The organism is Bradyrhizobium erythrophlei (genome assembly GCF_900142985.1).
Lineage (GTDB): Bacteria > Pseudomonadota > Alphaproteobacteria > Rhizobiales > Xanthobacteraceae > Bradyrhizobium > Bradyrhizobium erythrophlei_B.
The window spans coordinates 867,865-890,421 of the sequence record NZ_LT670849.1; the positions used below are offsets into that span (position 1 = coordinate 867,865).

Annotated in this window: 20 protein-coding genes; 14 read left to right on the top strand and 6 right to left on the bottom strand. The window is 59.9% G+C overall.

Annotated features, from left to right (window positions below):
- Positions 1 to 17: 17 nt before the first annotated feature.
- The 4 genes from BUA38_RS03900 to BUA38_RS03920 all read right to left on the bottom strand — a co-directional run bounded on the left by BUA38_RS03900 (position 18) and on the right by BUA38_RS03920 (position 5,282).
- Positions 18 to 491 (bottom strand): phosphate-starvation-inducible PsiE family protein, encoded by a 474-nt coding sequence (locus BUA38_RS03900; RefSeq protein ID WP_072825802.1) that lies wholly within the window; start codon positions 489 to 491, stop codon positions 18 to 20.
- A 68-nt stretch (positions 492 to 559) separates the two neighbouring features.
- The gene (locus BUA38_RS03905) at positions 560 to 2,092 is read right to left on the bottom strand and encodes a DHA2 family efflux MFS transporter permease subunit (RefSeq protein WP_072816792.1); all 1,533 of its coding nucleotides are present in this window, start codon (positions 2,090 to 2,092) and stop codon (positions 560 to 562) included.
- Position 2,093: 1 nt separating this feature from the next.
- Complete coding sequence (locus BUA38_RS03910; RefSeq protein ID WP_172805979.1) at positions 2,094 to 3,287, bottom strand: HlyD family secretion protein; 1,194 nt, start codon at positions 3,285 to 3,287, stop codon at positions 2,094 to 2,096.
- 876 nt (positions 3,288 to 4,163) lie between these two features.
- Positions 4,164 to 5,282 carry an AI-2E family transporter gene (locus tag BUA38_RS03920; RefSeq protein ID WP_083587443.1) on the bottom strand — a complete coding sequence of 373 codons (1,119 nt, stop codon included), beginning with the start codon at positions 5,280 to 5,282 and terminating at the stop codon, positions 4,164 to 4,166.
- Positions 5,283 to 5,368: 86 nt separating this feature from the next.
- Between BUA38_RS03920 and BUA38_RS03925 the strand changes: the two genes are divergently transcribed.
- From BUA38_RS03925 to BUA38_RS03950, 6 genes are all read left to right on the top strand, one after another.
- Positions 5,369 to 5,923: a hypothetical protein gene (locus BUA38_RS03925; protein ID WP_338076327.1), complete on the top strand. Its 555-nt coding sequence runs from the start codon at positions 5,369 to 5,371 to the stop codon at positions 5,921 to 5,923.
- Positions 5,924 to 6,022: 99 nt separating this feature from the next.
- Positions 6,023 to 6,856, top strand: coding sequence for a universal stress protein (locus BUA38_RS03930; RefSeq protein WP_072816795.1), 834 nt, complete (start codon positions 6,023 to 6,025; stop codon positions 6,854 to 6,856).
- Between the two features lie 173 nt (positions 6,857 to 7,029).
- Positions 7,030 to 7,431, top strand: a complete 402-nt coding sequence (locus BUA38_RS03935; RefSeq protein WP_072816796.1) for an Hsp20/alpha crystallin family protein — start codon at positions 7,030 to 7,032, stop codon at positions 7,429 to 7,431.
- A gap of 22 nt (positions 7,432 to 7,453) precedes the next feature.
- Positions 7,454 to 9,886, top strand: a complete 2,433-nt coding sequence (gene lon, locus BUA38_RS03940) for an endopeptidase La (RefSeq protein ID WP_072816797.1) — start codon at positions 7,454 to 7,456, stop codon at positions 9,884 to 9,886.
- 118 nt (positions 9,887 to 10,004) lie between these two features.
- Positions 10,005 to 11,024 carry an NADP-dependent oxidoreductase gene (locus tag BUA38_RS03945; protein ID WP_197685907.1) on the top strand — a complete coding sequence of 340 codons (1,020 nt, stop codon included), beginning with the start codon at positions 10,005 to 10,007 and terminating at the stop codon, positions 11,022 to 11,024.
- Between the two features lie 644 nt (positions 11,025 to 11,668).
- Entirely contained in the window at positions 11,669 to 12,289 is a 621-nt protein-coding gene (locus BUA38_RS03950; RefSeq protein ID WP_072816798.1) for an HdeD family acid-resistance protein, read from the top strand.
- Positions 12,290 to 12,402: 113 nt separating this feature from the next.
- On the opposite strand, the gene BUA38_RS03955 is transcribed toward BUA38_RS03950, so the two are convergent.
- Complete coding sequence (locus BUA38_RS03955) at positions 12,403 to 13,815, bottom strand: IS1182 family transposase (protein WP_072816799.1); 1,413 nt, start codon at positions 13,813 to 13,815, stop codon at positions 12,403 to 12,405.
- Here BUA38_RS03955 and BUA38_RS36430 point away from each other — a divergent pair.
- From BUA38_RS36430 to BUA38_RS03965, 3 genes are all read left to right on the top strand, one after another.
- Entirely contained in the window at positions 13,814 to 14,059 is a 246-nt protein-coding gene (locus BUA38_RS36430; RefSeq protein ID WP_156898374.1) for a hypothetical protein, read from the top strand. The two genes, BUA38_RS03955 and BUA38_RS36430, sit on opposite strands and share 2 nt — an antisense overlap.
- Positions 14,060 to 14,227: 168 nt before the next feature.
- Positions 14,228 to 15,940: a PAS domain-containing sensor histidine kinase gene (locus BUA38_RS03960; protein WP_072816800.1), complete on the top strand. Its 1,713-nt coding sequence runs from the start codon at positions 14,228 to 14,230 to the stop codon at positions 15,938 to 15,940.
- Positions 15,930 to 16,568 carry a response regulator transcription factor gene (locus BUA38_RS03965; protein WP_072816801.1) on the top strand — a complete coding sequence of 213 codons (639 nt, stop codon included), beginning with the start codon at positions 15,930 to 15,932 and terminating at the stop codon, positions 16,566 to 16,568. Before BUA38_RS03960 ends, BUA38_RS03965 begins: the two co-directional genes overlap by 11 nt.
- Here BUA38_RS03965 and BUA38_RS03970 read toward each other — a convergent pair.
- Positions 16,565 to 17,287, bottom strand: a complete 723-nt coding sequence (locus BUA38_RS03970) for a helix-turn-helix domain-containing protein (protein WP_172805980.1) — start codon at positions 17,285 to 17,287, stop codon at positions 16,565 to 16,567. The two genes, BUA38_RS03965 and BUA38_RS03970, sit on opposite strands and share 4 nt — an antisense overlap.
- 718 nt (positions 17,288 to 18,005) lie before the next feature.
- On the opposite strand from BUA38_RS03970, the gene BUA38_RS03975 reads away from it, so the two are divergent.
- From BUA38_RS03975 to dnaK, 5 genes are all read left to right on the top strand, one after another.
- Positions 18,006 to 18,407 (top strand): PRC-barrel domain-containing protein, encoded by a 402-nt coding sequence (locus BUA38_RS03975; protein ID WP_244553188.1) that lies wholly within the window; start codon positions 18,006 to 18,008, stop codon positions 18,405 to 18,407.
- Between the two features lie 23 nt (positions 18,408 to 18,430).
- On the top strand, positions 18,431 to 19,096 hold the full coding sequence (locus BUA38_RS36160) for a hypothetical protein (RefSeq protein ID WP_156898375.1): 666 nt from the start codon (positions 18,431 to 18,433) through the stop codon (positions 19,094 to 19,096).
- A gap of 211 nt (positions 19,097 to 19,307) precedes the next feature.
- Positions 19,308 to 19,964: a BON domain-containing protein gene (locus tag BUA38_RS03985; protein WP_072816804.1), complete on the top strand. Its 657-nt coding sequence runs from the start codon at positions 19,308 to 19,310 to the stop codon at positions 19,962 to 19,964.
- 64 nt (positions 19,965 to 20,028) lie between these two features.
- Complete coding sequence (locus BUA38_RS03990; protein ID WP_072816805.1) at positions 20,029 to 20,505, top strand: Hsp20/alpha crystallin family protein; 477 nt, start codon at positions 20,029 to 20,031, stop codon at positions 20,503 to 20,505.
- Between the two features lie 132 nt (positions 20,506 to 20,637).
- Positions 20,638 to 22,557, top strand: coding sequence for a molecular chaperone DnaK (dnaK, locus tag BUA38_RS03995; RefSeq protein WP_072816806.1), 1,920 nt, complete (start codon positions 20,638 to 20,640; stop codon positions 22,555 to 22,557).

Consider the following 22,557-nt stretch of genomic DNA (forward strand, 5'->3'; position numbering starts at 1 on the left):
CCCCTCGCTCTGTAACCTCAAGCCGTATTATCCAGGCGCTGATCGCTGTCGCGGATCAGCCAGTAGACAATGCCGAGGGCAAGGATTGCGGCCGCAAGAGCCAGTGTGTGCATCGCGTCTGTTTCCGCCAGATCGAGAATGATCACCTTCCGGCAGATCGCGAGCAGCGCGATCATGACGACCGAGCGGATCTGGACAACGCTGTCGCGGCGTTCGGTCATCACTAGAAGCGATTTCTTGAATTCGAGCGCAATGATCACCGTAAAGATCATGCCGAACACTGCTTGGAAAGCTGAGTAGTCGGATGGGTCGAGACTTCCGGACAGAACGAGACCAAACAGAATCTTCAGGCTCAGGTTCCAGATAGCCGCGACGACGATGACGGCGATCAATGCCGTGAGGATCAGAACGACGAAGTGTTCGAATCGCTGGTATAACGCAAGCAACCTGAATTTCTCCCCGGCATTCCTTAGCTCTTCCTTAATTGACATCGAAACCTCCCCCCACGCGCAAAAATCCTTGTCGGACAACGGCGGTGACGCCCGGATGCCATGTTCGATCAATCCGAAACGGGGCCTTGGTTGCCGAGCTGCCGGCTCGGACGTTGCACCAGGATCACCAATGGGATCGCCAAGAAAGACACGAGCATCATCAGTTTGAAATTGTCGATGAAGGCGACGGCTTCGGCCTGCGCGGTCACTGTTTGCGCGAGCGCGGCGCGTCCGCTCAGGGTGACGATATTGAGTTGGTGGGCGTAGTCGCGCACCACCTGCCGGTAGGGCGTGATGTGCTCGACGAGCGCTGACTGCGTGATAGCGGTATTGCGTACCAGCAGATAACTCATTGTTGAGATGCCGATGCTTGCCCCGATATTGCGCATCAGGTTGTAGAGCCCGGTTCCCTGTGTGCGCAGCGCCGGCGCCAGCGTGCCGAACGCGATCGTACTCAAGGGCACGAAGACGAAGCCGATGCCGAAGCCTTGCATCAGACCAGTGCGGATCAAGGTGCCCTGCGATACATCGGGTGTGAAGCCTGTCATCAGATAGAGCGCAAATCCGGTGGTTCCAAGACCGGTAGCGATCAGGAGCCGCGCATCGATATAGCGGATGAGTTGCCCGACGATCAACATCGCTATCATGGTCCCGACTCCGCGCGGCGCAAGAACGAGGCCCGCCGTCAGCACGGGATAGTTCATGAGTTGCTCGAGATAGGGTGTCAACATCGCCAGTGTCGCCAGCAGCACGACGCCGACGATAAAAATCAGGATGATGCCGATCACGAAATTCCGGTTGCGGAACACCGCGGGATCGATAAACGGGTCGCGCGCCGACACAGTGTGGACCGTAAAGAGGTAGAAGCCGAGTACGCAGAGTGCGGCTTCGAGTTGGATCTCGCGCGAGGCGAACCAGTCGAGCCGCTCGCCGCGGTCGAGGAAGAGCTGCAGTGACCCAATGCCGAGTCCGAGAGTTGCGAACCCCAGCCAATCGAACCGTCCAGCCAGCGGGCGATCGGCGCGCCGTCCAAGGAACAATAAGATGCCGAGAGCACAAAGCACGCCAAACGGTACATTAACGTAGAACACCCAGCGCCAGCTGTAGGAATCCGTGAGCCAGCCACCGAGTGTCGGGCCGATGATCGGCCCGAGCATGACTCCGAGCCCGAACACCGCCATCGCCTGCCCCTGCTGCTCGGGAGGATAGGCGTCGAGCAGCACGGCTTGCGACAGCGGTACGAGCGGCGCGCCGAAGATGCCCTGCAGCAGGCGCAAGACCACGATCTGCCCGAGCGAGGCAGCGGCGCCACACAGCATCGAAGTCACGACAAAGCCGATCACGGCCGTCAGGAACAGCGGCTTGCGGCCGAATTTCGCTTCGAGCCAGCCGGTTGCCGGCATGATGATTGCGGCTGCCACGATATAGGAAGTGAGCACCCAGTTGATCTGGTCGCTTGTCGCCGACAGGCTTCCCTGGATATAAGGCAGCGCTACATTAGCGATCGTGGTGTCGAGCGCCTGCATCAACGTCGCAAGCATTACGGTCGCGGTAATCATTCCGCGGTTGATGATCCCACTCACGGCTGCCGTCCCCGCCATGTCAGGCCCCGAAGATCGAGGTGATATCGCGCCACAGTTCACGCAGCGAGCGTTGGTGGCCGGTATCGATCGAGATCTTGACACTCATGCCGGCGCGCAGCGCGAGATGGTCGAGTGCCTGATCAACGGAAAGGCGAACCGGTATGCGCTGCACCACCTTGACCCAATTGCCGGTGGCGTTTTGCGGCGGCAACAGCGCGAAGACCGAACCGCTCGCCGGGGCCAGTGTCGTAACCCTGGCGGCGACGGAAGTGTCCGGATAGGCGTCGATGGTGACGCGCGCCGGATTGCCCTCTCTCACATAGGTGAGGTCGGTCTCCCTGATGTTGGCTTCGATGTAGAGATCGTGCGTCGATACCAGCGGAAAGGCGGATTGCCCGGCATTGAGAAAGGCTCCAACCGCGATGCTCTCGACATTGTTGGGAATGCCGTCGAAAGGCGCGACGATTGAGGTGAGCCGCTGATTGCGCGCAGCTGTATCAACAGCCGCCCGCGCCTGTTTCACGGAGGCCTGCTGATCGACCGGCATGTCCGGATTGCCGCCGAGTTGGGCGAGTGCCGCCGCCGCCTCCCGTTGCAGACTGGCCTGATTGGCCTTCGCCGTCTGCAGGTCGCGTATCGCGGCATCGAGCGTGGCCCGGGGCGCGGCACCAGTGTCAAAAAGATGCTGCTGACGCTCGTAATTAGTTTGCGCGAAGTCGGCCGTCGCCTTGGCCTCATCGATTTGTTTGAGGCGCGCGCGATAGGTCTCGATCAGGGTGCGGGCCTGGTCACGCGCGACGCCAAGCTGCGCCTCGGCATTGGCCAGTGCGATTCGATATGGCTCGGGATCGAGGTTGAAGAGCGAATCGTCTTTCCTGACTGCGGTGTTCGATTTGGCCGCGATGGTAACGACCTGACCCGCGACTTGCGGGCTGATCGAGACATTCACTGCCTGAACGTAAGCATCTTCCTCCGTAACATAGCGACCGGTGGCCAGATAAAGGACTAGCGCTCCGACGATCAAGGCGACGGGGCCCAGGATCAGGAGAGGCCGGCGCCAACGATTCGGCGGTGGGGCCGGCGCGCTCCGATTGCCAGATGCATCTGTCGAGCCAGGATTTTCCCGATTGACCTGAGGCGAATAGCTTGGGGTCGTGCGGCCAACCCTGGGTTCGGCGGCGTCTGAAATCTTTTCGAGCGCGTTATCCCTCATTGCGCGATGTCTCCGCGGTCTTGAGCGCCGCCGTCTGGGTTCGCCATCATGTGACATCACGCAGATCGCAAGTGCCTTGACGGGCGTCATTGTTTCCGGACTCGGCATTCGCGGCCGTTTTATTGCGGAAGCGGTCAGGATGGTGGGAACACCCCTTCTGGAACAAGGTGTCAGTTAATCCTAGAGTCGTGAGGATGCCCACCGACGTGATCGGCATCACGGTACGACGCGTCAACCGCGTGAATGTAGCGTGAGCAGAAGAAACGTGAGCAAAGATTGAGCCCTGTCAATGCACGGAGCTTTTTTATCTGCAAAACAAGATCAGCGATGGCTCCCCGCTGTTGCTGCCCTCCCCGGGCGTTTCCTCCCTGACTTGGACCGCCGGCGAAGGCCGCGCGGTCCTTTTTTGCAAATAAATCTCCGGATTTTAATGGACGGAAAAAGACTCAGTGAAAAACCAGAAAAACGCCGGAAGCAGTTTTCGGAAACTGAGCAATATTGAACAGCGATCGGACAGCCGGACGGGCATACTTATTTAGTTGGAGTTCGGCCCGCTGGACAGGACCGATGATCCCGGGTGTTGCACTGACGCTCTTCGAAGGAAGCATTATGGCAGAACCTCAACCCCTGTCGTCCACCGTTCCACTCGCTCCCATTAGGCGTCCCGCCTGTCCGAAGTGCCGGGCCCAGATGATGCTCGCCCAGATCATGCCGGCATTCCTGGGTACCGACCTGCATACGTTTGAGTGCATGGCGTGCGACCACGTTATCAAAACGCTCGGCGCGTGTGACGATCCGATGCAGTCCAGGGACGCGGGCGCTGCCTTTAGGCGATTTGGTCAGCGCATTAAGATGGCTTAACCGCTACGTCTCCGATCAACTCCCGACCTCGATCCATTCGCGCCATATGGTCAGCAGCGCCGCCATGATCACGGGCCCCAGGAACAGGCCAAGCAATCCAAACGATTGCATACCGCCAAGAATTCCGATCAGCACCAATAAGAATGGCAGTCGCGCAGCACCTCCGATCAGCGCCGGCTGAATGACATTTTCACCGATCAGCAACGTCGCCGCGCCGAAGCTAAACAACCCTGCAGCCACCAACCAGCTACCGTCATGAACAGACAGTATCAGCGCCGCCGCGGCAAGCGCCAGCCACGCACCGAGCGGCACCATCGCCAGCGTCATCGTCAACACCGTGAAAAGCAGCGGATGTGGCACTCCTAACAGGACATACCCAATGCCGATAATCGCACCTTTTAGGATCGCGGCTGCGACTGTGCCGTTCACGGTAGCGCGGATTGCATCCGCGATTTTGCTCACCAGGCGTTCGCCGGGATCCCCAAGCAGGCGGCCGACGGTGGCTAGTGCGTGATCTGCCAACCATGCACCGTCGCGGAATACCAGGAACAGCGCGACCAGAGTGATCAGGAATAGAAACAGCCGGTGCAGCAACGCGCCCCCCAGCGTGCCGGTCCAGGCCGTGATATTTTCGGTCTTCACCCCGCGCAGCCATTCTACCAAGACCTCCGGATTGCTGAGGTTCGCCCGCCACCAGAGGTCAAGGTATTTGCCGGCGATCGGCAGTTCTGCGAGCCAGGCGGGAACCGGTAGCCCGCTCTCCTGCAGCTGATTGAGCGACCGCGCGAAAGCATCGCTGCCCTGCGCGATCTGGTGCACAGCCAAAACGGTGGGCACCAGGAGAACGAGACCGGTCATGAGCGTAAACAGCAACGGCGCCAACACCGGAGACCGGCCGCCGAAGACGAGACTCTGGAGCCGGGCGTAGATCGGCCAGGCGGTGATGGCGATCACCACGGCCCAGGTCAGCGCCACCAAAAAATCGCGCGCGACCCAGGCCGCCAGCAACACCACCAGAATTGCGATAGCGGCTCGGGTGAGCGCCCGTGTGCGCGAATCGAAAGGCAGCGCCAGCTTCTCGAAGGGCCGGAGCTGGCTTCCGTCATTGCACGGCAAGATTCCATGGCGCGGCATGAGCGATTAGATCCCGGTCGCGCCGGCACATTCTTTTCCGCTGTCGCCGGCTTTAGAAGAGGTAAACTTGCATGCCTGCGCGGACGTTGATCGCCATCAACTGCCAATCTCTTTTCCCGCCGCATTTGACAATCATCATGGTTTTCTCAGGCCGGTCAGCGATTTGTCGCTCGAACGGAATATTCAGGGATCGCACCATGCCGGCTGAACTGGTTGACCTCAATCGCATCCTTCTGACTCTTGCCCGTTCCCGGGAATTTCCCGACGGCTCGTTACGCCATGGATATGATTTCATTGCGCCGCTCGATCCCGAGGGACACATCGATCCGATCCTCTGGAAGAAGTATCGTGACTATTGCCGGGTTCGGCGGTTTTGGGCGGGCGAGGACGACGAAGTCGGTCGTCTCGTGCACAAGCCTGGCGGCGCTGAACACGCCCGCTGGGTTTTCGAGTACGATCCCGGTCGGGATGACGACGATGAAGTCGGCTACAAGTTCGGTGAACATGCGTTTTTGCCGGGCGACTATGTCTCGATCAGCGGAAAGGACGGCAAGCTCCAAACGTTTCGCGTCATCAGCGTCAATCCTGTCCTGCTGTCGATGGCCCTAGTCAAATCGTTCGAACTGGAAATCAATGTGTGATCCTTAATCGCCGTCAACGACAGATTGCGTTGCCGCAGCCGGGTAGCGGACGGCTCATCGTCGGAACCAACGATTCGGTGTGGGTAAAATGAGTTCGCCATGATCAAGGACGTGATGGTTCGGCTCGATGGGACGTCCGGAGATGATGTGCGCCTGGCTGCCGTCAACCAGATCGCCGAAATCTTCGAGAGCCATATCACCGGGCTGTTCTTCAACGTTCTGTCGTCGTTCGTCCCGGACGGGCGCAATGGCGCTCGCGCCGGTCAAGCCGCCAAATTGCTGGATACGGCGAAACAGGCAGGCGACATTGTCGAAGCCACGGTGTTCGAACGGCTGACGCGGTTGCAACACCCGAGCAACCTGCGCCGGTTCGACGTGGTCGGCGACGGCGATATTTCCGACACAACATTGCCTCTGGCGCGGGCCGTGGATGTCTTTGTGGCGCTTCGGCCGAACGCTCAATCCAACGAACCGCAAGGCCTGATCGAAAGCCTGCTTTTCGGAACTGGGCGCCATCTCTTCTTGGTGCCAGACGATCAGAAGGCGATGGTGCCGCTCGAGAACGTCGTTGTGGCGTGGAACGGAAGCCGGGAGTCGGCGCGCGCGCTCACCGAGTCCCTGCCTTATCTGCTTCACGCAAGCAAGGTTGGCATTCTTGTCATAGAGGGTGAGAGTAGGACGGACGCAGACCCGCTGAAGGGGAATGACGTTGTCCTTCACCTCCGCCATCACGGCATCAACGCGGTAAAATATCGCGCAATCGCCGAAGAAGACGAGATTGCCGACGCGCTGATTGCGGGGTGCCGCGCGCTCAATGCAAACCTGCTGGTGATGGGTAGCTACGGCCACTCGCGTCTGCACGAATTATTGCCGGGCAGCACCACCGATCGGGTGCTGCATCGTTCGCCGTTTCCCTTGCTCATCGCGCACTAAAATACCGACGCGCCTGCTGCTGTTCCGCTCATTCCCCGACGGAGCATTGACCGTCGTCAAGGTGACGGCACCGACAGCATCATAGGTTGGATCGAACAACGTACTCAGGGCTGAGGGGCAGCCGGGCGTTAAGGCCGTGCCGGGTGCTTTGCGTCGGCTTAGGGACAGCTATCATGGCCGCGGTCGATCCAAGAACTCTAATGTGGACCGCGGCTTGCGAGATGATCGATCGCGCCGAGCGTTTGCATCGTCAGTTCTTTCAGCCGACGGTCGCAGCGATTGGCGAGTTGAGCTGGGAACCGCCGATCGATATCATCGAGACCGATTCCGAAATTCTGATCACCGTCGCCCTTCCTGGGGTCGACCGGGACGCCATGAAAGTCACGGTCGATGCCGACGGGGTTTCGGTCGTTGGTTTCCGTCGCCCGAGTGCAATCCCGCGCGGCAGCCGCGTTCATCGTCTCGAAATCCCCTACGGCAAATTCGAACGCCGGATACGCGTTCCGGCGGCGCAGCTCCAGCTCGACCGATCCGAACTTGCCAACGGCTGCCTGACGCTAAAGTTCTCCAAATAGATTCTGACGGAAGGGCGAATCGATGTCCGACGCAAATGTGAGCAACGATTCCGGCACCGCGACAGATCAACGCCACCCGGTCGTTACCGAGGATGCAACGATCATCCTACCGATTCGGAACATGCTGCTGTTCCCGGGCGTCGTGCTGCCGCTGACGATCGGTCGGCCAGCGTCGATCGCCGCGGTACAGGAAGCGGCGCAAAGCGGCCGCAAGGTCGGCTTGCTGCTGCAAGATGACGCCAGCATCGAACAACCCGGTCCCGAACATCTGCGGCGCGTTGGCACCATTGCGGAAATCCTACGCTACGTCACTAACGAGAACACCCATTATGCCATCTGTCGCGGTTGGCGGCGGTTCCGGGTTGTGGAATTCCTTCCCGGCTTTCCATATCTCGTTGCGCGCGTTGAGGAGATCGGCATCTCCGAAGTGCTGACGCCTGAGGTCGAGGCGCGGATGCGCCTGCTCAAGACTCGCGCGCGAGAGGCGATCCAGTTGCTGCCAGACCTGCCGCCGGAAATCCCCGCAGCCATCGATAATCTGGATTCGCCGTCAGCACTGGCCGACTTTCTCGCCGGCATCATCGATATACCCGTCAGCGACAAGCAGGATCTGCTCGAGACCTTCGACGTCACGCGGCTTCTCGACAAACTGCTGGGGTTGCTGGCGCAGCGAATCCAAGTCCTGCAACTTTCGAAAGAAATCAGCGATCAGACCCAGAATACGCTGTCATCGCAGCAGCGCGAGCATATTCTTCGCGAGCAACTTCGCCAGATCCAGAAGGAACTGGGCGACGACGACGTCAAATCCACGGAACTGAAGGAACTCGCCGACAAGATCGAGAAGGTGGGAATGCCGAAGGAGCCCGAGGAACAGGCGAGGCGGGAATTGAAGCGGCTCGAGCGCATGCCGGAGGTCTCGCCCGAATATGGGATGACGCGGACCTATCTCGATTGGCTGATCGAACTGCCCTGGTCAAAGCTCGATCCGGAGCGCATCGATATCGCCGAGGCGCGGCGCATCCTCGACGAGGATCATTATGGCCTTGAGAAAGTGAAACGGCGCATCCTTGAATATCTGGCAGTGCGCAAGCTCAATCCCGTTGGCAAGAGCCCGATCCTTTGCTTCGTCGGCCCTCCCGGCGTCGGCAAGACTTCGCTTGGCCAGAGTATCGCCCGCGCGACCGATCGCAAATTCGTCCGGCTCAGCCTCGGCGGCGTCCACGATGAAAGCGAGATACGCGGGCATCGGCGCACCTATATCGGCGCTCTGCCCGGCAACGTCATCCAGTCGATCCGCAAGGCAGGGACGCGCAATCCAGTGATGATGCTGGACGAACTGGACAAGCTGGGCGCGGGATTTCATGGCGATCCCGCGGCAGCGCTGCTGGAGGTTCTCGACCCCGAGCAAAATGCCACCTTCCGCGACAACTACCTCGCGGTTCCCTTCGATCTCTCGAAGGTGCTGTTCATCAGCACCGCCAATGTGATGGACAATATTCCGCTCGCCGTGCGCGACCGGATGGAAATCATCGAGATGCCCGGCTACATCGAGGATGAGAAGCTGGCGATCGCCACGCGCTACCTCGTCAAGCGTCAATTGGCATCGGCGGGCCTGACCGAGGAACAATGCAGGATTACCGATGACGTCCTGCTCGCCATCATCCGCGACTATACGCGTGAAGCTGGCGTTCGAAACCTCGAGCGCAAGATTGGGGCAATTTGCCGGCACGCCGCGATGCGCATCGCCGAGGGCAACGCGGCGGCTGTCATCATAACGGTGGCGGACCTTCATGCCATCCTGGGACCGAAACGTTTTGAGCCGGAAATAGCCATGCGCACCAGCGTGCCGGGCGTGGCCACCGGTCTCGCCTGGACCCCCGCGGGGGGCGATATCCTGTTCGTCGAGGCGACCAGCGTTCCCGGCCGCGGCAAGCTGATCCTCACAGGTCAGTTGGGCGACGTGATGAAGGAAAGCGCGCAGGCCGCCCTCACTCTGGTCAAGTCCCGCGTTGTCGAATTCGGAATCGACTCCATCGAACTGCAGAAGTCCGACGTCCACATCCATGTTCCGGCCGGAGCGATTCCGAAGGATGGGCCGAGCGCCGGCGTCGCGATGTTCATGGCGTTGACGTCACTGATGACCGGGCGCACGATCCGCAGCGATACGGCGATGACCGGCGAAATCTCGCTGCGCGGTCTTGTGCTGCCGATTGGTGGCGTGAAGGAGAAGGTTCTTGCCGCGATCCAGGCTGGCATTGCCACCGTCATGCTTCCCGCCCGCAACCGTAAGGATCTCGAGGACGTGCCGGAAAAAGCGCGCAACTTGACACGCTTCGTCTGGCTGGACCGCGTTGATGATGCGATCGAGGCGGCGCTCAATCCTCTGGAACAGCAGGATACTGTCCGCGACTCACACACCGCCCCGACGGAGCGGCAAGCGGCGCGTTCCCGATAGTCGCCGGCATCGCTTAAAGCCGCGGTCGAGCATTTTATCCCATGAAATTGACCAACGTCAGCGCCGCGGCCGGCAACCACGTCCATGAAGCCGAACGTTCCACCGTGAGATCCATGTCATGCTCGATCGCACCCGCAATCTTCCTAACCACAGCCATCACGCGATGCATGTGCCCCGCACCATGTTCACTGCCGGCATCGACCGCTACGGTGGACCCGAGGTGATCACGGCTCATGCCCTGCCGGTCCCGGAAGTCGATGCCGGCGAAGTTTTGATCGCCGTCGATACCGCTGGCGTCGGCCGATGGGACGCCGATGTCCGGGAAGGACTTTTTGCGTCCCGCAAGCCGCATTTTCCACTGGTTCTCGGTTATGACGGCGCCGGCATCATCGTAAAAGTCGGCTCGCGGGTGCGGCGGCTGAAGGTCGGCGACGAAGTCTATTCCTACAATTGGGAGAATCCGAAAGGCGGCTTCTACGCCGAATATGTCGCGGTGCCCGCCGACAAGGTCGCGCCGATCCCCAAGCGGCTGGATCTGCGCCATGCCGGCGCGATCCCGATCACGGGCTTGACCGCGCTGCAGGGCATTGACGATGCGCTGGGTTTGAAAAAGGGTGAGACCATCATCATTCACGGCGCCTCGGGAGGGGTGGGGACGCTCGCGGTGCAATTCGCAAGGCTCCGCGGCGCCCGGGTGTTTGCCACTGCATCGGGCAAGGAAGGGGTGGAACTGGTGCGGGAGATGGGTGCGCATGCCGCAGTCGACGGCAAGCGCCCCGATGTTCACGATCACGCGCGTCGTTTTGCGCCCGATGGCGCCGATGCGATCCTGGCTCTCGCCGGCGGAGACGGGCTGGAACGCTGCCTGAGTGTGCTTCGGCCCGGCGGCCGTGTTGCGCACCCCAACGGCGTCGAGCCTGCGCCGAAAAAACGGCGCGGCATGACCCTGATCCGTTATGACGGCATCTCCGGGGTCCGCGAATTCGAGCGCCTCAACGCCGCGGTGCAGGCAGCAAAGCTCAGGGTTCCGATCGCCGAAAGCTATCCCCTCCCCCGGGCCTCCAAGGCGCATGAGCGCCTCGCCGAGGGTCATGTGGTCGGAAAAATCATCCTTGCGGTGCATGATCGCAGTGTCTGATCGCGAATGATCCGCAATTGGCATATCCGATCGCGAGTGACCGAGGCGGGAAGACTCAGGCGGCCTGTTCAGAAGGCGAACGCGATCGAAGCCGGTCAGAAGATATTCGCTGGCGATCAGGCGCACGAACGTTTTGTGAAGACTGGCTGTTGTGGGACCTCCGGCCGGAATTGTCCTGGAACATTTCGGCCAGGGCCAGCATTGCTCTTTTCCCGTCTTTCCCGTCGTGAGATTGAGTTTCGGCAATTTTCAGAATGGATTGATAGCATTCGTCCAGCAAACTCTAGGGCATCTGGGCTATCCCTACTCGCTACGTTGCCGCCACCGAGTATGAACCCTGGCGATGCCATTGGTTCCAACGTTTTTCGTCGGGTGGCGCTGAAAAATCAGGCTGGCCATCTCTCTGGTCCGGCCCGAGAAACAAATTCGGTTCGGACAATCGCAATCAGATCGCGATTTGAGTTTCGGGACGCGGGAGAAATCTTCTGATCGCTTGGCCCATCGGGGGCCTAGACCGAAAAGCCGAGCATTGTTGACGGACGTCAACGCGCCAATTGTAGCGCTGCAATAAGTACAACTCACCGCAAACAAGCGGAACAGAGATTTCATCAAACCGGCAACCAGGTTGCGGTTGGGAGCATGCCATGGCCAGCACCACATTCAATCCCGCCTCTGACGTTCGATCAAATCCGGCGGCACAGACGCTCGTTCAAAACTGGTGGTTATTCACGCTGCGAGGCGTTTTCGGCATCATCTTCGGATGCATCGCGCTGATCTTTCCCGGCCCGACAATACTGTCGTTGGTGATCTTCTTCTCGGCCTATATGCTGGTCGATGGCGTCTTCGCAATTATCTCGGCTGTGCGGGCGATCCGCCGCAAGGAGGACCGCTGGGGATTGCTGATATTCGAAGGTCTGCTCAATTTCGTCGTGGGCATCGCCGCTTTTCTCTGGCCGGGCCTTACCGTTGTTGTGTTCGTCTGGCTGATTGCTGCATGGGCGATTGTCTCGGGTGGACTGATGACGGCCGCTGGCTTCCAGTTGAACATCGATCATGGCCGGTGGTGGCTGGTTCTGGGCGGGCTGCTGTCTCTTGCGTATGGCGTGCTCCTTATCATCACGCCGTTGATCGGCGCGATTGTACTCACGTGGTGGCTGGGAGCCTACGCCCTCGTTTTCGGCGTCGCGCTGGTGGTGTTCTCGTTCAAGCTTCGGTCGCGACAGCATGAACTGAGCAGCCCGACCGCGGTCGGAACGGCCGCTTGAAGTCGATGACGTCCAGGGCATCGCATCATCGAAGTCGAAAAGGCCGGGCCAATCAGGCTGTGTGGAAACGCGAGGCTGCGGTGATCCGGGGCCTCTTTTTTTAATTTTTAGGGTCAGGCGAGCCTAATCTTGAGGCTTTGCGAGCCGATGAGATTGATGACCCGCATGATGTTGTAGACAAGAACGCTGAGGGCGGCTTCAGTCTTGACGTTGGTAAGGCCTCGGGTGAGGAACCTGCCGCCAGCCGTCATCCGCTTGATGGTTCCGAACGGGTGTTCAGCCGCGCATCGCCGCTGCCGCATGAGGTGTGGATCGGCTTCGACGCGGGCATTCATGCGTTGAAGCGCGTCCTCGTAAAGGTGTCTTTGAACGAAGCGGCGCTCGACGCGGGTGCATCTCGGCTTGAGCGCGCAACCCGAACAATCGTCGGCGATATACAAGACGCTCTGCTTTCTGGTGAGGATTTGCTTGCGCACCAGTGTTCGGGCCGCCGGACAACGAAAACTGTCGGTTTGCGGCTCATAGATGAAGGCCGTGCGGTCGAAGAAGTCGCCTTGATTGTTGACGGCCCGGTTCGCTGGCACACAAGGCGTGATGCCATCGTTCTCGCAGGCTGCCGCGTCTGCTCCGTTCGAATAGCCAGCGTCCGCCACCACCGTGAGCGTATCGGCCGCCACCGCATCCTTCGTCGCCTTGGCCATCGGATGGAGCAGCCGGTTGTCGGTGGGTTCGGTTGTAACCTCATGGTGGACGATCAGCCCCGTCGCAGCATCGACCGCCGTCTGGACATTGTAGGAAGGAGGCTTGGAGCCTGCCCCTTTACCCATCGGCCGCGCATCGAGCTCACCTTCTACAAGACTAGTCCGATCTTCCGCCTTAAGTCGCGCCGCCAGAGCATCAAGGTCGGTGCGGCGTGCCCTGAGAGCCTGGAGAGCCGCAGCCGTTTGTTCCGCATCGCTATCGGCCCGCTCGCCCGCATCGATGCTGTCGAGGTTGGCAAGATAAGCCGCGATCTGTTGATCGATCCGGCCGGCCTCTTCGGCGACCTTGCGTTCGCCCATAATCCGCTTGGCGCTCGCCACCGCCCGGAACTTCGAACCGTCGAGGGCCACCAGACGGGCCGCAAATAGTCCTTGCTCGCGGCAGAACAGCACGAAGGCCCGGCATGCCCCTACGATCCCGGCTGCATTGTCCCGCCGAAAGTCCGCAATTGTTTTGAAGTCGGGGGCAAGCCGCCCCAACAGCCACATCAGTTCGACATTGCGCCGGCACTCGCGTTCCAGCTTGCGGCTCGAACGAACCTCGTTGAGGTACCCGTAGATATAGAGCTTCAGAAGATCGCGCGGGTCATAGCCGGGCCGCCCGGTCGCCGCCGGTGTCGCTCGAACCAAGCCGAGCCCGAACATATCGAGACCTTCAACAAAGGCATCGATTACCCGCACCGCCGCATCAGCGGCAACGTAATCATCGATCCGTGCCGGCAAAAAACTCGCCTGGTTACGGTCCCCACCTCGAATGTAGCGCATGAAAAAGGCCGCATCATTAATGATGCGGCCTCTCTATCTGATTTGCCCCAGTTCTCACACAGCCTGCAATGCCCGGCCTTTGCAAGACAGTGAAACGATCGCAAGCACCGACGACGAAATCCTCGAAAGCCTGATCGATACCTTTCCAGCGAGCGACCCGCCAGCCTGGGTTGCGCTGGCCCGTGTGGGCATTCCCAAACGAAACCCGACATCGCGGCGGGCTCGAAAACCACCACATCTCTGATCGAACCAGGATTACATGCTTACCTTCAAATTGTACCTCCGGCAGTAGCCGATTTTTTGGCGCGAACACCCCGTCGCCACGCGACGAAAGCCAGTTTGGCGTTGCCAATACCGCAAGATAGGTATCCAATTCGTCCGGGCAGCGCCAACCTAACTCGGGGCGCAAGCAATGCCGTGGACGGAGCCGCCTGCGAACTCCAACGAGTTGCGACGTCGCATCCGCGATCTGGTCGCGCTCTCAGCGCTCCCGGCTGGATGGCAGAATTATGACATGCGCCAGATCGGCGGCAGCATCGTCGCTGCACTGATCTCGATACTGGACGCCGATTTCGTTTTCATAGCACTTCCCGGCGAGGGCAATCAGCTAATCACCGAACTGGCCCGCAACAAGCTGACGCCCAAAAGCCTCGAACATGTGCGCACGATGCTGCAGCGGAAAAGCGCGCTGCTCGGCAGCGGACAGGAATTTGTCTTTGGCGATGCATTTGGCGGCGGCGGCCTGCACGTGGTGACCGCCCCAATCGGGTTCGGTGGCGATGCCACACTTGCCGCAGGCTGTTTTCGCGACACCTTTCCAACCAGAACGGAAAAGCTGCTGCTGAATACCGGGGCCAATCAGGCGGCGATCGCCTTTCAGCAGTGGCTGGGAGACGCCGAGAAACGAAGGTTCGCGGCGATCGTGCAGCGGACAACCGATTTCATTGGCATCGCGTCTCTCAACGGTCAGATTCAATATATTAATCCGGCGGGACTTGAGTTGGTGGGACTTGACGCCCTCGACCACGCATTGCGGCTTCACGTGCTGGATTTCGTTTCGCCGCAGGACCGTACCAGGGTTCAGCGCGAGATCTGGCCGCTGGTGCTTCGCACCGGGCGGTGGAAGGGAGAGTTCGACCTCAGGCATTTTGGATCTGGAATGCCGATACCCTTCCTGGTCGATTGCTTCAGGATCGATGATCCGCGCACCGGAGGGCCGATGAACGTTGCAACCGTGAGCCGCGACCTCAGCGAACAGAAGAATTCGGAAGCCGCGTTGCGTAACTTGAATGAGAGCCTGGAACGCCGTGTTACAGATCGAACATTTGAATTGGCACACGCCAACGAAGGGCTCGTCGCGGAGAGGTTTGAACGCTCGCAAGCCGATTTGCGCTTTCAGAAATTGCAGAATGAACTGTCGCGGGCAGCCCGCCTCACGGCCGCCAGTCAGATGGCCGCCGCCCTTGCGCACGAAATAAGCCAGCCACTTACGGCGGTCGTCAATTCAGTCAATGCGGCCAAGCGGCTGCTTGCACGTGGGGGGCCGGCCAATTTCCTGACCGCGCAGGAAGTCACCAACGAGGCCGTCGGGCAGGCGTTGCGGGCTATCGAAATCGTTCGCAGTCTCCGCCAATTGGTCAGCATGGGCGAGACGGAAAAGCGAACGGAGGCGCTTGCTTCGTTGATCGAGGAAGCCAGCGCCCTTGTATTGAATAGCGTCACTCCGCTGGCGCTGCGTCTGCGGTTTGAATTCGATGACAAGGCCCCGGAAGTATGGGTGAACCGGGTTCAAATCCAGCAAGTTATTGTCAATCTCGTCCGCAATGCATTTGAGGCGATGGCCAATCAAGAAACGCGGGAGGTCACCTTGACGACGAAGGCCCTCAATGACGCGATGATCGAGATTGCCGTTGCCGATATTGGACCCGGCATTGATGGCGATATTGCCGGCCAATTGTTTCGGCCGTTTGTTTCAAATAAGCACGATGGCATGGGATTGGGACTGTCTATCTCACGTTCGATTATCGAGGCGCATGACGGTCAATTGACAATGGAGCCGAATCCCGGGGGCGGAAGCATTTTTCGCTTTACCCTTCCGTCCTGTGGAGCGGAACATGGCGACTGAACGAACTGTCTACGTTCTGGATGATGACGACGCCGTGCTTCGTTCGCTAGAACGCCTGCTGAGTTCGGCGAATTTCAAGCCGATCACCTTCGACCATCCAAGCGTTTTTCTGACGGCGGCAAAGACTTTCAAGACCGGCTGTGTCCTGTTGGACGTTCGCCTGCCGGGCATGAGCGGACTGGAGGTCCAGACGCAACTTATGAAGATGAGAAATGACCTCGCCGTCATCGTCGTGACCGGCCAGGGCGATATTCAGACCGCCGTTCGCGCGATGAAGGCCGGTGCGGCCGACTTCCTTGAGAAGCCCTACAGCGATCATGCCTTGCTCGGGTCGATCGAGGTGGCGTTTGCGACAGAGAACCAGTACAATCGCGACCACGATATCGCCGACGCCATCCGGCGAATCGCAACTCTCAGTCCGCGCGAGCGGGAGGTTCTTGATGGGCTGCTGGCAGGCCGGCCGAACAAGCTGATCGCTTACGATCTCGGGATCAGCGTGCGCACGGTCGAGGTCCACCGGGCGCGCATGATGGAGCGGCTGGGCGTGCGTCAGCTCGCGGAGGTCATCCGTCTAGGAGTGATGGCGCGGCTGAACGCGCCGTTACCCACCGACAGACAGAAAGGCTAAGCCGCGGTTCGACTGAGCGCCATCGGCTTCGGCCGGCGATCGGGCAGCCTTGCACTGGCACGGTCTTCCAGGGCGCCCCGGTTCAGAATCTTCACCGTTCGCTTGCCTGCCAAAGTAATGACGCCGCGGTGCTGCAGATCCGTCATGGCACGACACACGGTCTCGACCGAGACGGCGAGATATTCGGCTATGTCATAGCGCGTGACGGGCAGTTCCACCTGCCCCCTTGTTTCTAACGCTCGCTCATCAAGCGAAAGCAGGAAGGACCCGACCTTCTCAAGCGCGGTGACGCCACCAACGATCAGGAGTTGTTCCTGGGATCGCGTAAGGGACTGGAACGCTACCTCGCGCAGTTCACGCGCGAACTGCGGATCACGCTCCGCGAAAAGTTCAACCCGTCCGCCGGGATAGCTTGCAAGCACAGTCTCCTCGGCAATCGCTTCGATCGTCTCCTCCCGCCTGTTGTCGGAGACAAAGAAGAAATCCCGCGGCAGCATCAGATCGACGATTTGTCGCCGCCCGTCCGAGCGGATTAAGCAGCGCCGGACCGCGCCAACGATAACGTAATACCAATGGCCCACAGGTCCTGAATCATTCGAAATCTCCTGGCCGCGATGACATTTCACAATCACTGCAGATGGATCGAGGCGTTTCAATGCATGGGGCTGCGCTGAAAGTATCCGCCGATAGTAGTCCGCTGCGTGGGTTCTCGTTTTCATGACCGCGTCCCTGTTCGAGGAGCCGTTCGTATCAAGAGAAACCATCCTTCCGCAGAACCAACTATGGCTCAGCAATAACGATCAAAAAATTCGGTAAATTTGCATACGTAAAAATACCTAATGCGGTCACGGATGAAGGACGACGGGGACGATCATTGGTCAATGACGGACGCGGACGCCGCTCTTCATGCTGCTTGTCACCCCGATCAGAATCTGACGCTTTTCGGATTCGAGGGGAACCGGTAATACTCGCGTTCCATCCCGCCGACTGGAGCCCGGCTTGTGACGACCAGATGACGCTCAACAATGAGATACTCTCCCGGTGTTCCGCAAGCACGCCGCGGGACTATTGGGCGTTTCGGTCGAGGGGGTGTGGTACCATGCCGCCTTCGCTCGTGACCGTCGGCCGCATTTGCCGCTGCTCGGCGATTTAACCCAAGGGCGACGTCTACCGCGCCTGTCGCGCAAGCGAGGGCGTCTGCGAGCGCGCAATATTTGCCCTCGAAATGGCGTGCGGCCTGACGGTGCCTACGCCAACCTTGTCGCGAGAATCCAGATGCGCCTCGCTGCCGACGCCGACGCATAGCCGATCCGAAAGAGATTCCGATCGGACCGGCGTGGACGATTCAAAAACCTTCCGTGAAATTGACGATGGTCAGTGCTGCCCCGGGGTCCCGGAATTATCCTAGCAACTCTGGTCAAACTTCAGGAGAGAGCCATGGTTGCCTCCGCAGTATTCCGAATGCCCCTGATCGGGGCCGTACTCGCGCTCGCCCTCGCCACAGGGCCCGCGTTGCCACAAATGGGGGTACAACTCGTCAAGGTAGACCTCTCGGTCGTGGCGAAGGGCTATCGGATGAGCAAGCTGATTGGGAGCAGCGTCATCAACGACAAGAACGAGAAGATCGGGACTGTCGATGATGTGATCGCGGACAAGGACAAGAAGCAGCTGAGTTTCGCCGTGTTGCAGGTCGGCGGCTTCCTCGGCGTGGGCGGGCATCTTGTGGCGGTGCCGTATGACAGCTTAGTCATTGACGATACCGGCCAGAAGATCACCCTGCCCGGCGCGTCGAAGGACGAACTGAAGAAGTTGTCTCAATTCAACTATCCGGCATCGTGAAGCCGCTAGCTGGGAAAGCCCAGATGCTCGGATCGTCAGAAGATATCTCAGAAGATATCCTTGACCGGATGCGCACGCGCGAGGTGACAGGCGTCTTCCATTCGCGGAAGGCGCTCACCGACGCCGCAGAGGAGCTGCTTGTTGCGGGAATCGACCGCGCGGATATCGACGTCAGCGCCTCGGTCGACGAGCTGGACCGGCGCTTGAATTACCAGTCAATTCCTGCGGCGGATCTCGTCGATATGCCGATCACCCCCCGGCAATCTTTCATGGGCATCGACGACGTGCTAAGCGCCGAGGCCGTCGCTGGCAGCATCGCCGGATGCATCGCCGCTATCGCCGTTGCAACCATCCTTGTCGCGCGGGGCACAGAGCCTCTCTACGTCGGCATCTTTTCGATAATGAGCGGGCTTATCGTAGGCCGCATAGCGGTGACCCGAGTACGTCGGCGGCTATATCGAGAGCGCACACTCGGATTGGAAAAGCAGTCTGAATGGCGGGGCTTGCTTATCTGGGTGCGAGTCCGATCGCCGGAGAAAGAAGCCGAAGCCCAGGAAATTCTGACCCGACACGGTGGGAAAGCCGTCCATGTTCATGAAATCGAACTGGCAACACGGTCGGAGGATCTTCCGCTCCACTCGCTACGGGTCGACCCTTGGTTGGGCGACGAACGATTGGGACGGCCGTAGCGCTACCACCACGATGACCTTAAGCGGCCGCTTCGGTAGGAACCAGCAACCCACTCTGGAACCGCCCTCGCTCGCCACGGCCGACAAAACTGGAGCGGAAGTTGATGGTCGTCATGGCCGCGCGCGTGACGCCTGATAAAATTGGTCGTGATCGGTAGCCTATTCCACCGAGCCACCAAATCTGCCCCTTTATCCAGACGAGGAGCTAATCATGAAGTCCGACAGTGAAATAGAGCGCGATGTTCGCGAAGAGTTGAAATGGGATCCCCATCTTGTTGATGCCGAGGACATCGCTATCTCGGTCAAAAATGGCGTCGTCACGCTTGCGGGTTTCACCCACAGTTACGCCGACAGGATCGAAGCGGAACTCGCCGCGAAGCGCGTCGCCGGAGTTCACGCTGTCGCGAATGACATCGAGGTCCGGCTGCCGGCGATCGATCAGCGTCCCGATCCGGACATTGCCAGAGAAGCTGTCGCAACCCTGAAGTCGGAACTGCCGATCTCTCACGACAGGATCAAGGTCATCGTGAAGGCCGGCTGGATAACCCTGGAAGGCACGGCGGAGTGGCAATATCAGAAAACCTCCGCTGAAACCGCGGTGCGAAAAGTGAAGGGCGTCAAGGGTGTCACCAACGTCATTACGGTGAAGCCGAAGGTGGAACCCTCGGAGCTCAAGCGCAAGATCCAGGACGCATTCAAGCGAAATGCCGAGGTGGATGCCGATCGGATCACCGTCGAAGCGAACGGCAGCGTGGTGACCCTTAAAGGCACCGTTCGTTCCTGGATCGAGCGCGAGGAAGCCGAGCGCGTCGCCTGGTCGGCGCCCGGCATCACCAAGGTCGAAGACCGCATCGTGGTCAGTCCGTGACAGCGCCGTTTCAGCCGATACGACGCACATTCAGCAAATCAACCGAGGCAACAAGGAGGTTCCCATGAGGCTAACGTCACTGGTTCCATTTCGTGATGGCGGCGCGTTGACGCGACCTGATTTCGGACTGTTCGGTCTGCATCGCGAGATTGATCGGCTGTTCAGTGAATTCGCGCAGGGGGTAGGCCCGAGCGCGAAGATTATCCCCAACATCGAAATCTCGGAAACCGACAAGGCAATCGAAATAAGTGCGGAGATGCCGGGCCTCGAGCGCCAGGACGTCGAGATTTCGATTGACGATGACACCCTCACCATTCGCGGCGAGAAGAAGATCGAGGAAAAACAGAAAGACAAGAACATCCAGCTCAGCGAACGCAGCTACGGCGTGTTCCTGCGCGTGCTGCAACTGCCGCCCGGCATCGATCCGTCGAGCGTTCAGGCCACCATGTCGAAAGGTGTTCTGAAGATCGCGATTCCGAAGCCGGCCAAATCCGAGCCGAAGAAAATCGAGGTCAAGGAAGAGAATAAGGCCGCCGCTTGAGTCCCCCAAGCGGCGGCGGGACGCGCTGGCCGTCTTTCCTCCCGACGCACCTGGCGCGTCCCGCAGATTAATCGAACAAAGTCTGAAACGGCGAAACCGTTTGCACGCATCTTTTGAACAAGGAGCCTGATCATGGCGAAGGCAATTGGCATCGATCTCGGAACCACCAACTCTTGCGTTGCCGTGATGGAAGGAAACAAGGCCAGGGTGATCGAAAATGCTGAGGGCGGCCGCACCACGCCGTCGATGGTCGCCTTCACCGACGATGGCCAGGTCCTGGTCGGCCAGCCCGCCAAGCGCCAGAGCATTACCAATCCGGAAAACACGGTCTACGCCATCAAGCGGCTGATCGGCCGACGCTATGACGACCCGATCACCGCGAAAGACAAGGCGATGGTGCCCTACCATATCGTGCCCGGCGATAACGGTGACGCCTGGGTCGAGGTCAGGGGCAAGAAATACTCACCGAGCCAGATCAGCGCCTTCATTCTCACCAAGATGAAGGAAACCGCGGAAGCCAATCTCGGCAGCGCCGTCACGCAGGCGGTGATCACCGTGCCGGCCTATTTCAACGATGCCCAGCGCCAGGCCACCAAGGACGCCGGCCGGATTGCCGGTCTTGACGTGATGCGTATCATCAACGAACCGACCGCGGCGGCACTGGCTTACGGGTTGGACAAGAAGGGAAGCGGCAAGATCGCCGTCTATGACCTCGGTGGCGGCACCTTCGACATTTCGATTCTTGAGGTCGGCGACGGGGTGTTCGAGGTCAAATCGACCAACGGCGATACTTTCCTCGGCGGTGAGGATTTCGACCAGCGGATCATGGACTATCTGGCTGACGAATTTCGCAAGGAGAACGGCATCGACCTGCGCAGGGATCGCCTCGCGCTGCAGCGGCTCAAGGATGCCGCCGAAAAGGCCAAGATCGAACTCTCGAGCGCCACGCAGACCGAGGTCAATCTGCCCTTCATAACGGCGGATCAGAACGGGCCGAAGCATCTTGCCATCAAGCTGTCACGGGCAAAGCTGGAGGCCCTGGTCGACGATCTGATTCAGCGCACCATCGAGCCGTGCAAGGCGGCGTTGAAGGACGCGGGTTTGCAGGCCTCTGACATCAACGAGGTCGTGCTGGTCGGCGGCCAAACCCGGATGCCGAAAGTCCAGGAAACCGTGCAGAAACTGTTCGGGCGGGAGCCGCACAAGGGCGTCAATCCGGACGAAGTGGTCGCAATCGGTGCGGCGATCCAGGCAGGCGTGCTGCAGGGCGATGTCAAGGACGTTCTCTTGCTCGACGTGACGCCGCTGTCGCTCGGAATCGAAACACTTGGCGGCGTCATGACTAAGCTGATCGATCGCAACACCACCATACCGACCAAGCGCAGCCAGGTTTTCTCGACGGCCGAGGACAATCAGACGGCAGTCACCATCCGCGTCTTCCAGGGTGAGCGCGAGATGGCGGCCGACAACAAGCTCCTCGCCCAGTTCGATCTGGTCGGGATTCCGCCGGCACCGCGAGGCGTCCCGCAAATCGAGGTCACCTTCGATATCGACGCCAACGGCATCGTCAACGTCTCAGCCAAGGACAAGACGAGCGGCAAGGAGCAGAGCATCCGGATCCAGGCGTCCGGCGGCCTGAGCGAGGCGGATATCCAGAAGATGGTCAAGGAGGCCGAAGCGCACGCCGAAGAAGACAAGCGCCGCAAGGAACTTGTCGAAGCGCGCAACCAGGCCGATGCTGCGATCTACAGCGCCGAGAAGGCCCTGAAAGAAGCGGAGAACAAGATCTCCGCGGACCTGAAGAGGCAGGTCGAACAGGCGGTCGCCGACGCCAAGCAAAATCTGACGTCGGAAAACGTACAGTCGATCCACCAGGCGACGGAACGTCTGCAACAGGCCGCATCCGGGATTGCCGAAGCCCTGACTCGCGCGGCCTCGCAAGGCGCCGGCGGGCAAGCCGGATCGTCCGGCGATGAAAGCGGTTCTGCCGACGACAACGTTGTCGATGCCGAATTCGAGGAAGTCGATCCGCGCGGCCGCAAAGCATCCTGA

Coding starts and splice junctions, on each gene's coding strand:
- BUA38_RS03900 (WP_072825802.1), bottom strand. CDS start 491: ATGTCAATTAAGGAAGAGCTAAGGAATGCCGGGGAGAAATTCAGGTTG.
- BUA38_RS03905 (WP_072816792.1), bottom strand. CDS start 2,092: ATGGCGGGGACGGCAGCCGTGAGTGGGATCATCAACCGCGGAATGATT.
- BUA38_RS03910 (WP_172805979.1), bottom strand. CDS start 3,287: ATGAGGGATAACGCGCTCGAAAAGATTTCAGACGCCGCCGAACCCAGG.
- BUA38_RS03920 (WP_083587443.1), bottom strand. CDS start 5,282: ATGCCGCGCCATGGAATCTTGCCGTGCAATGACGGAAGCCAGCTCCGG.
- BUA38_RS03930 (WP_072816795.1), top strand. CDS start 6,023: ATGATCAAGGACGTGATGGTTCGGCTCGATGGGACGTCCGGAGATGAT.
- BUA38_RS03935 (WP_072816796.1), top strand. CDS start 7,030: ATGGCCGCGGTCGATCCAAGAACTCTAATGTGGACCGCGGCTTGCGAG.
- lon (WP_072816797.1), top strand. CDS start 7,454: ATGTCCGACGCAAATGTGAGCAACGATTCCGGCACCGCGACAGATCAA.
- BUA38_RS03945 (WP_197685907.1), top strand. CDS start 10,005: ATGCTCGATCGCACCCGCAATCTTCCTAACCACAGCCATCACGCGATG.
- BUA38_RS03950 (WP_072816798.1), top strand. CDS start 11,669: ATGGCCAGCACCACATTCAATCCCGCCTCTGACGTTCGATCAAATCCG.
- BUA38_RS36430 (WP_156898374.1), top strand. CDS start 13,814: ATGAAAAAGGCCGCATCATTAATGATGCGGCCTCTCTATCTGATTTGC.
- BUA38_RS03955 (WP_072816799.1), bottom strand. CDS start 13,815: ATGCGCTACATTCGAGGTGGGGACCGTAACCAGGCGAGTTTTTTGCCG.
- BUA38_RS03960 (WP_072816800.1), top strand. CDS start 14,228: ATGCCGTGGACGGAGCCGCCTGCGAACTCCAACGAGTTGCGACGTCGC.
- BUA38_RS03965 (WP_072816801.1), top strand. CDS start 15,930: ATGGCGACTGAACGAACTGTCTACGTTCTGGATGATGACGACGCCGTG.
- BUA38_RS03970 (WP_172805980.1), bottom strand. CDS start 17,287: ATGAAAACGAGAACCCACGCAGCGGACTACTATCGGCGGATACTTTCA.
- BUA38_RS03975 (WP_244553188.1), top strand. CDS start 18,006: ATGGTTGCCTCCGCAGTATTCCGAATGCCCCTGATCGGGGCCGTACTC.
- BUA38_RS36160 (WP_156898375.1), top strand. CDS start 18,431: ATGCTCGGATCGTCAGAAGATATCTCAGAAGATATCCTTGACCGGATG.
- BUA38_RS03985 (WP_072816804.1), top strand. CDS start 19,308: ATGAAGTCCGACAGTGAAATAGAGCGCGATGTTCGCGAAGAGTTGAAA.
- BUA38_RS03990 (WP_072816805.1), top strand. CDS start 20,029: ATGAGGCTAACGTCACTGGTTCCATTTCGTGATGGCGGCGCGTTGACG.
- dnaK (WP_072816806.1), top strand. CDS start 20,638: ATGGCGAAGGCAATTGGCATCGATCTCGGAACCACCAACTCTTGCGTT.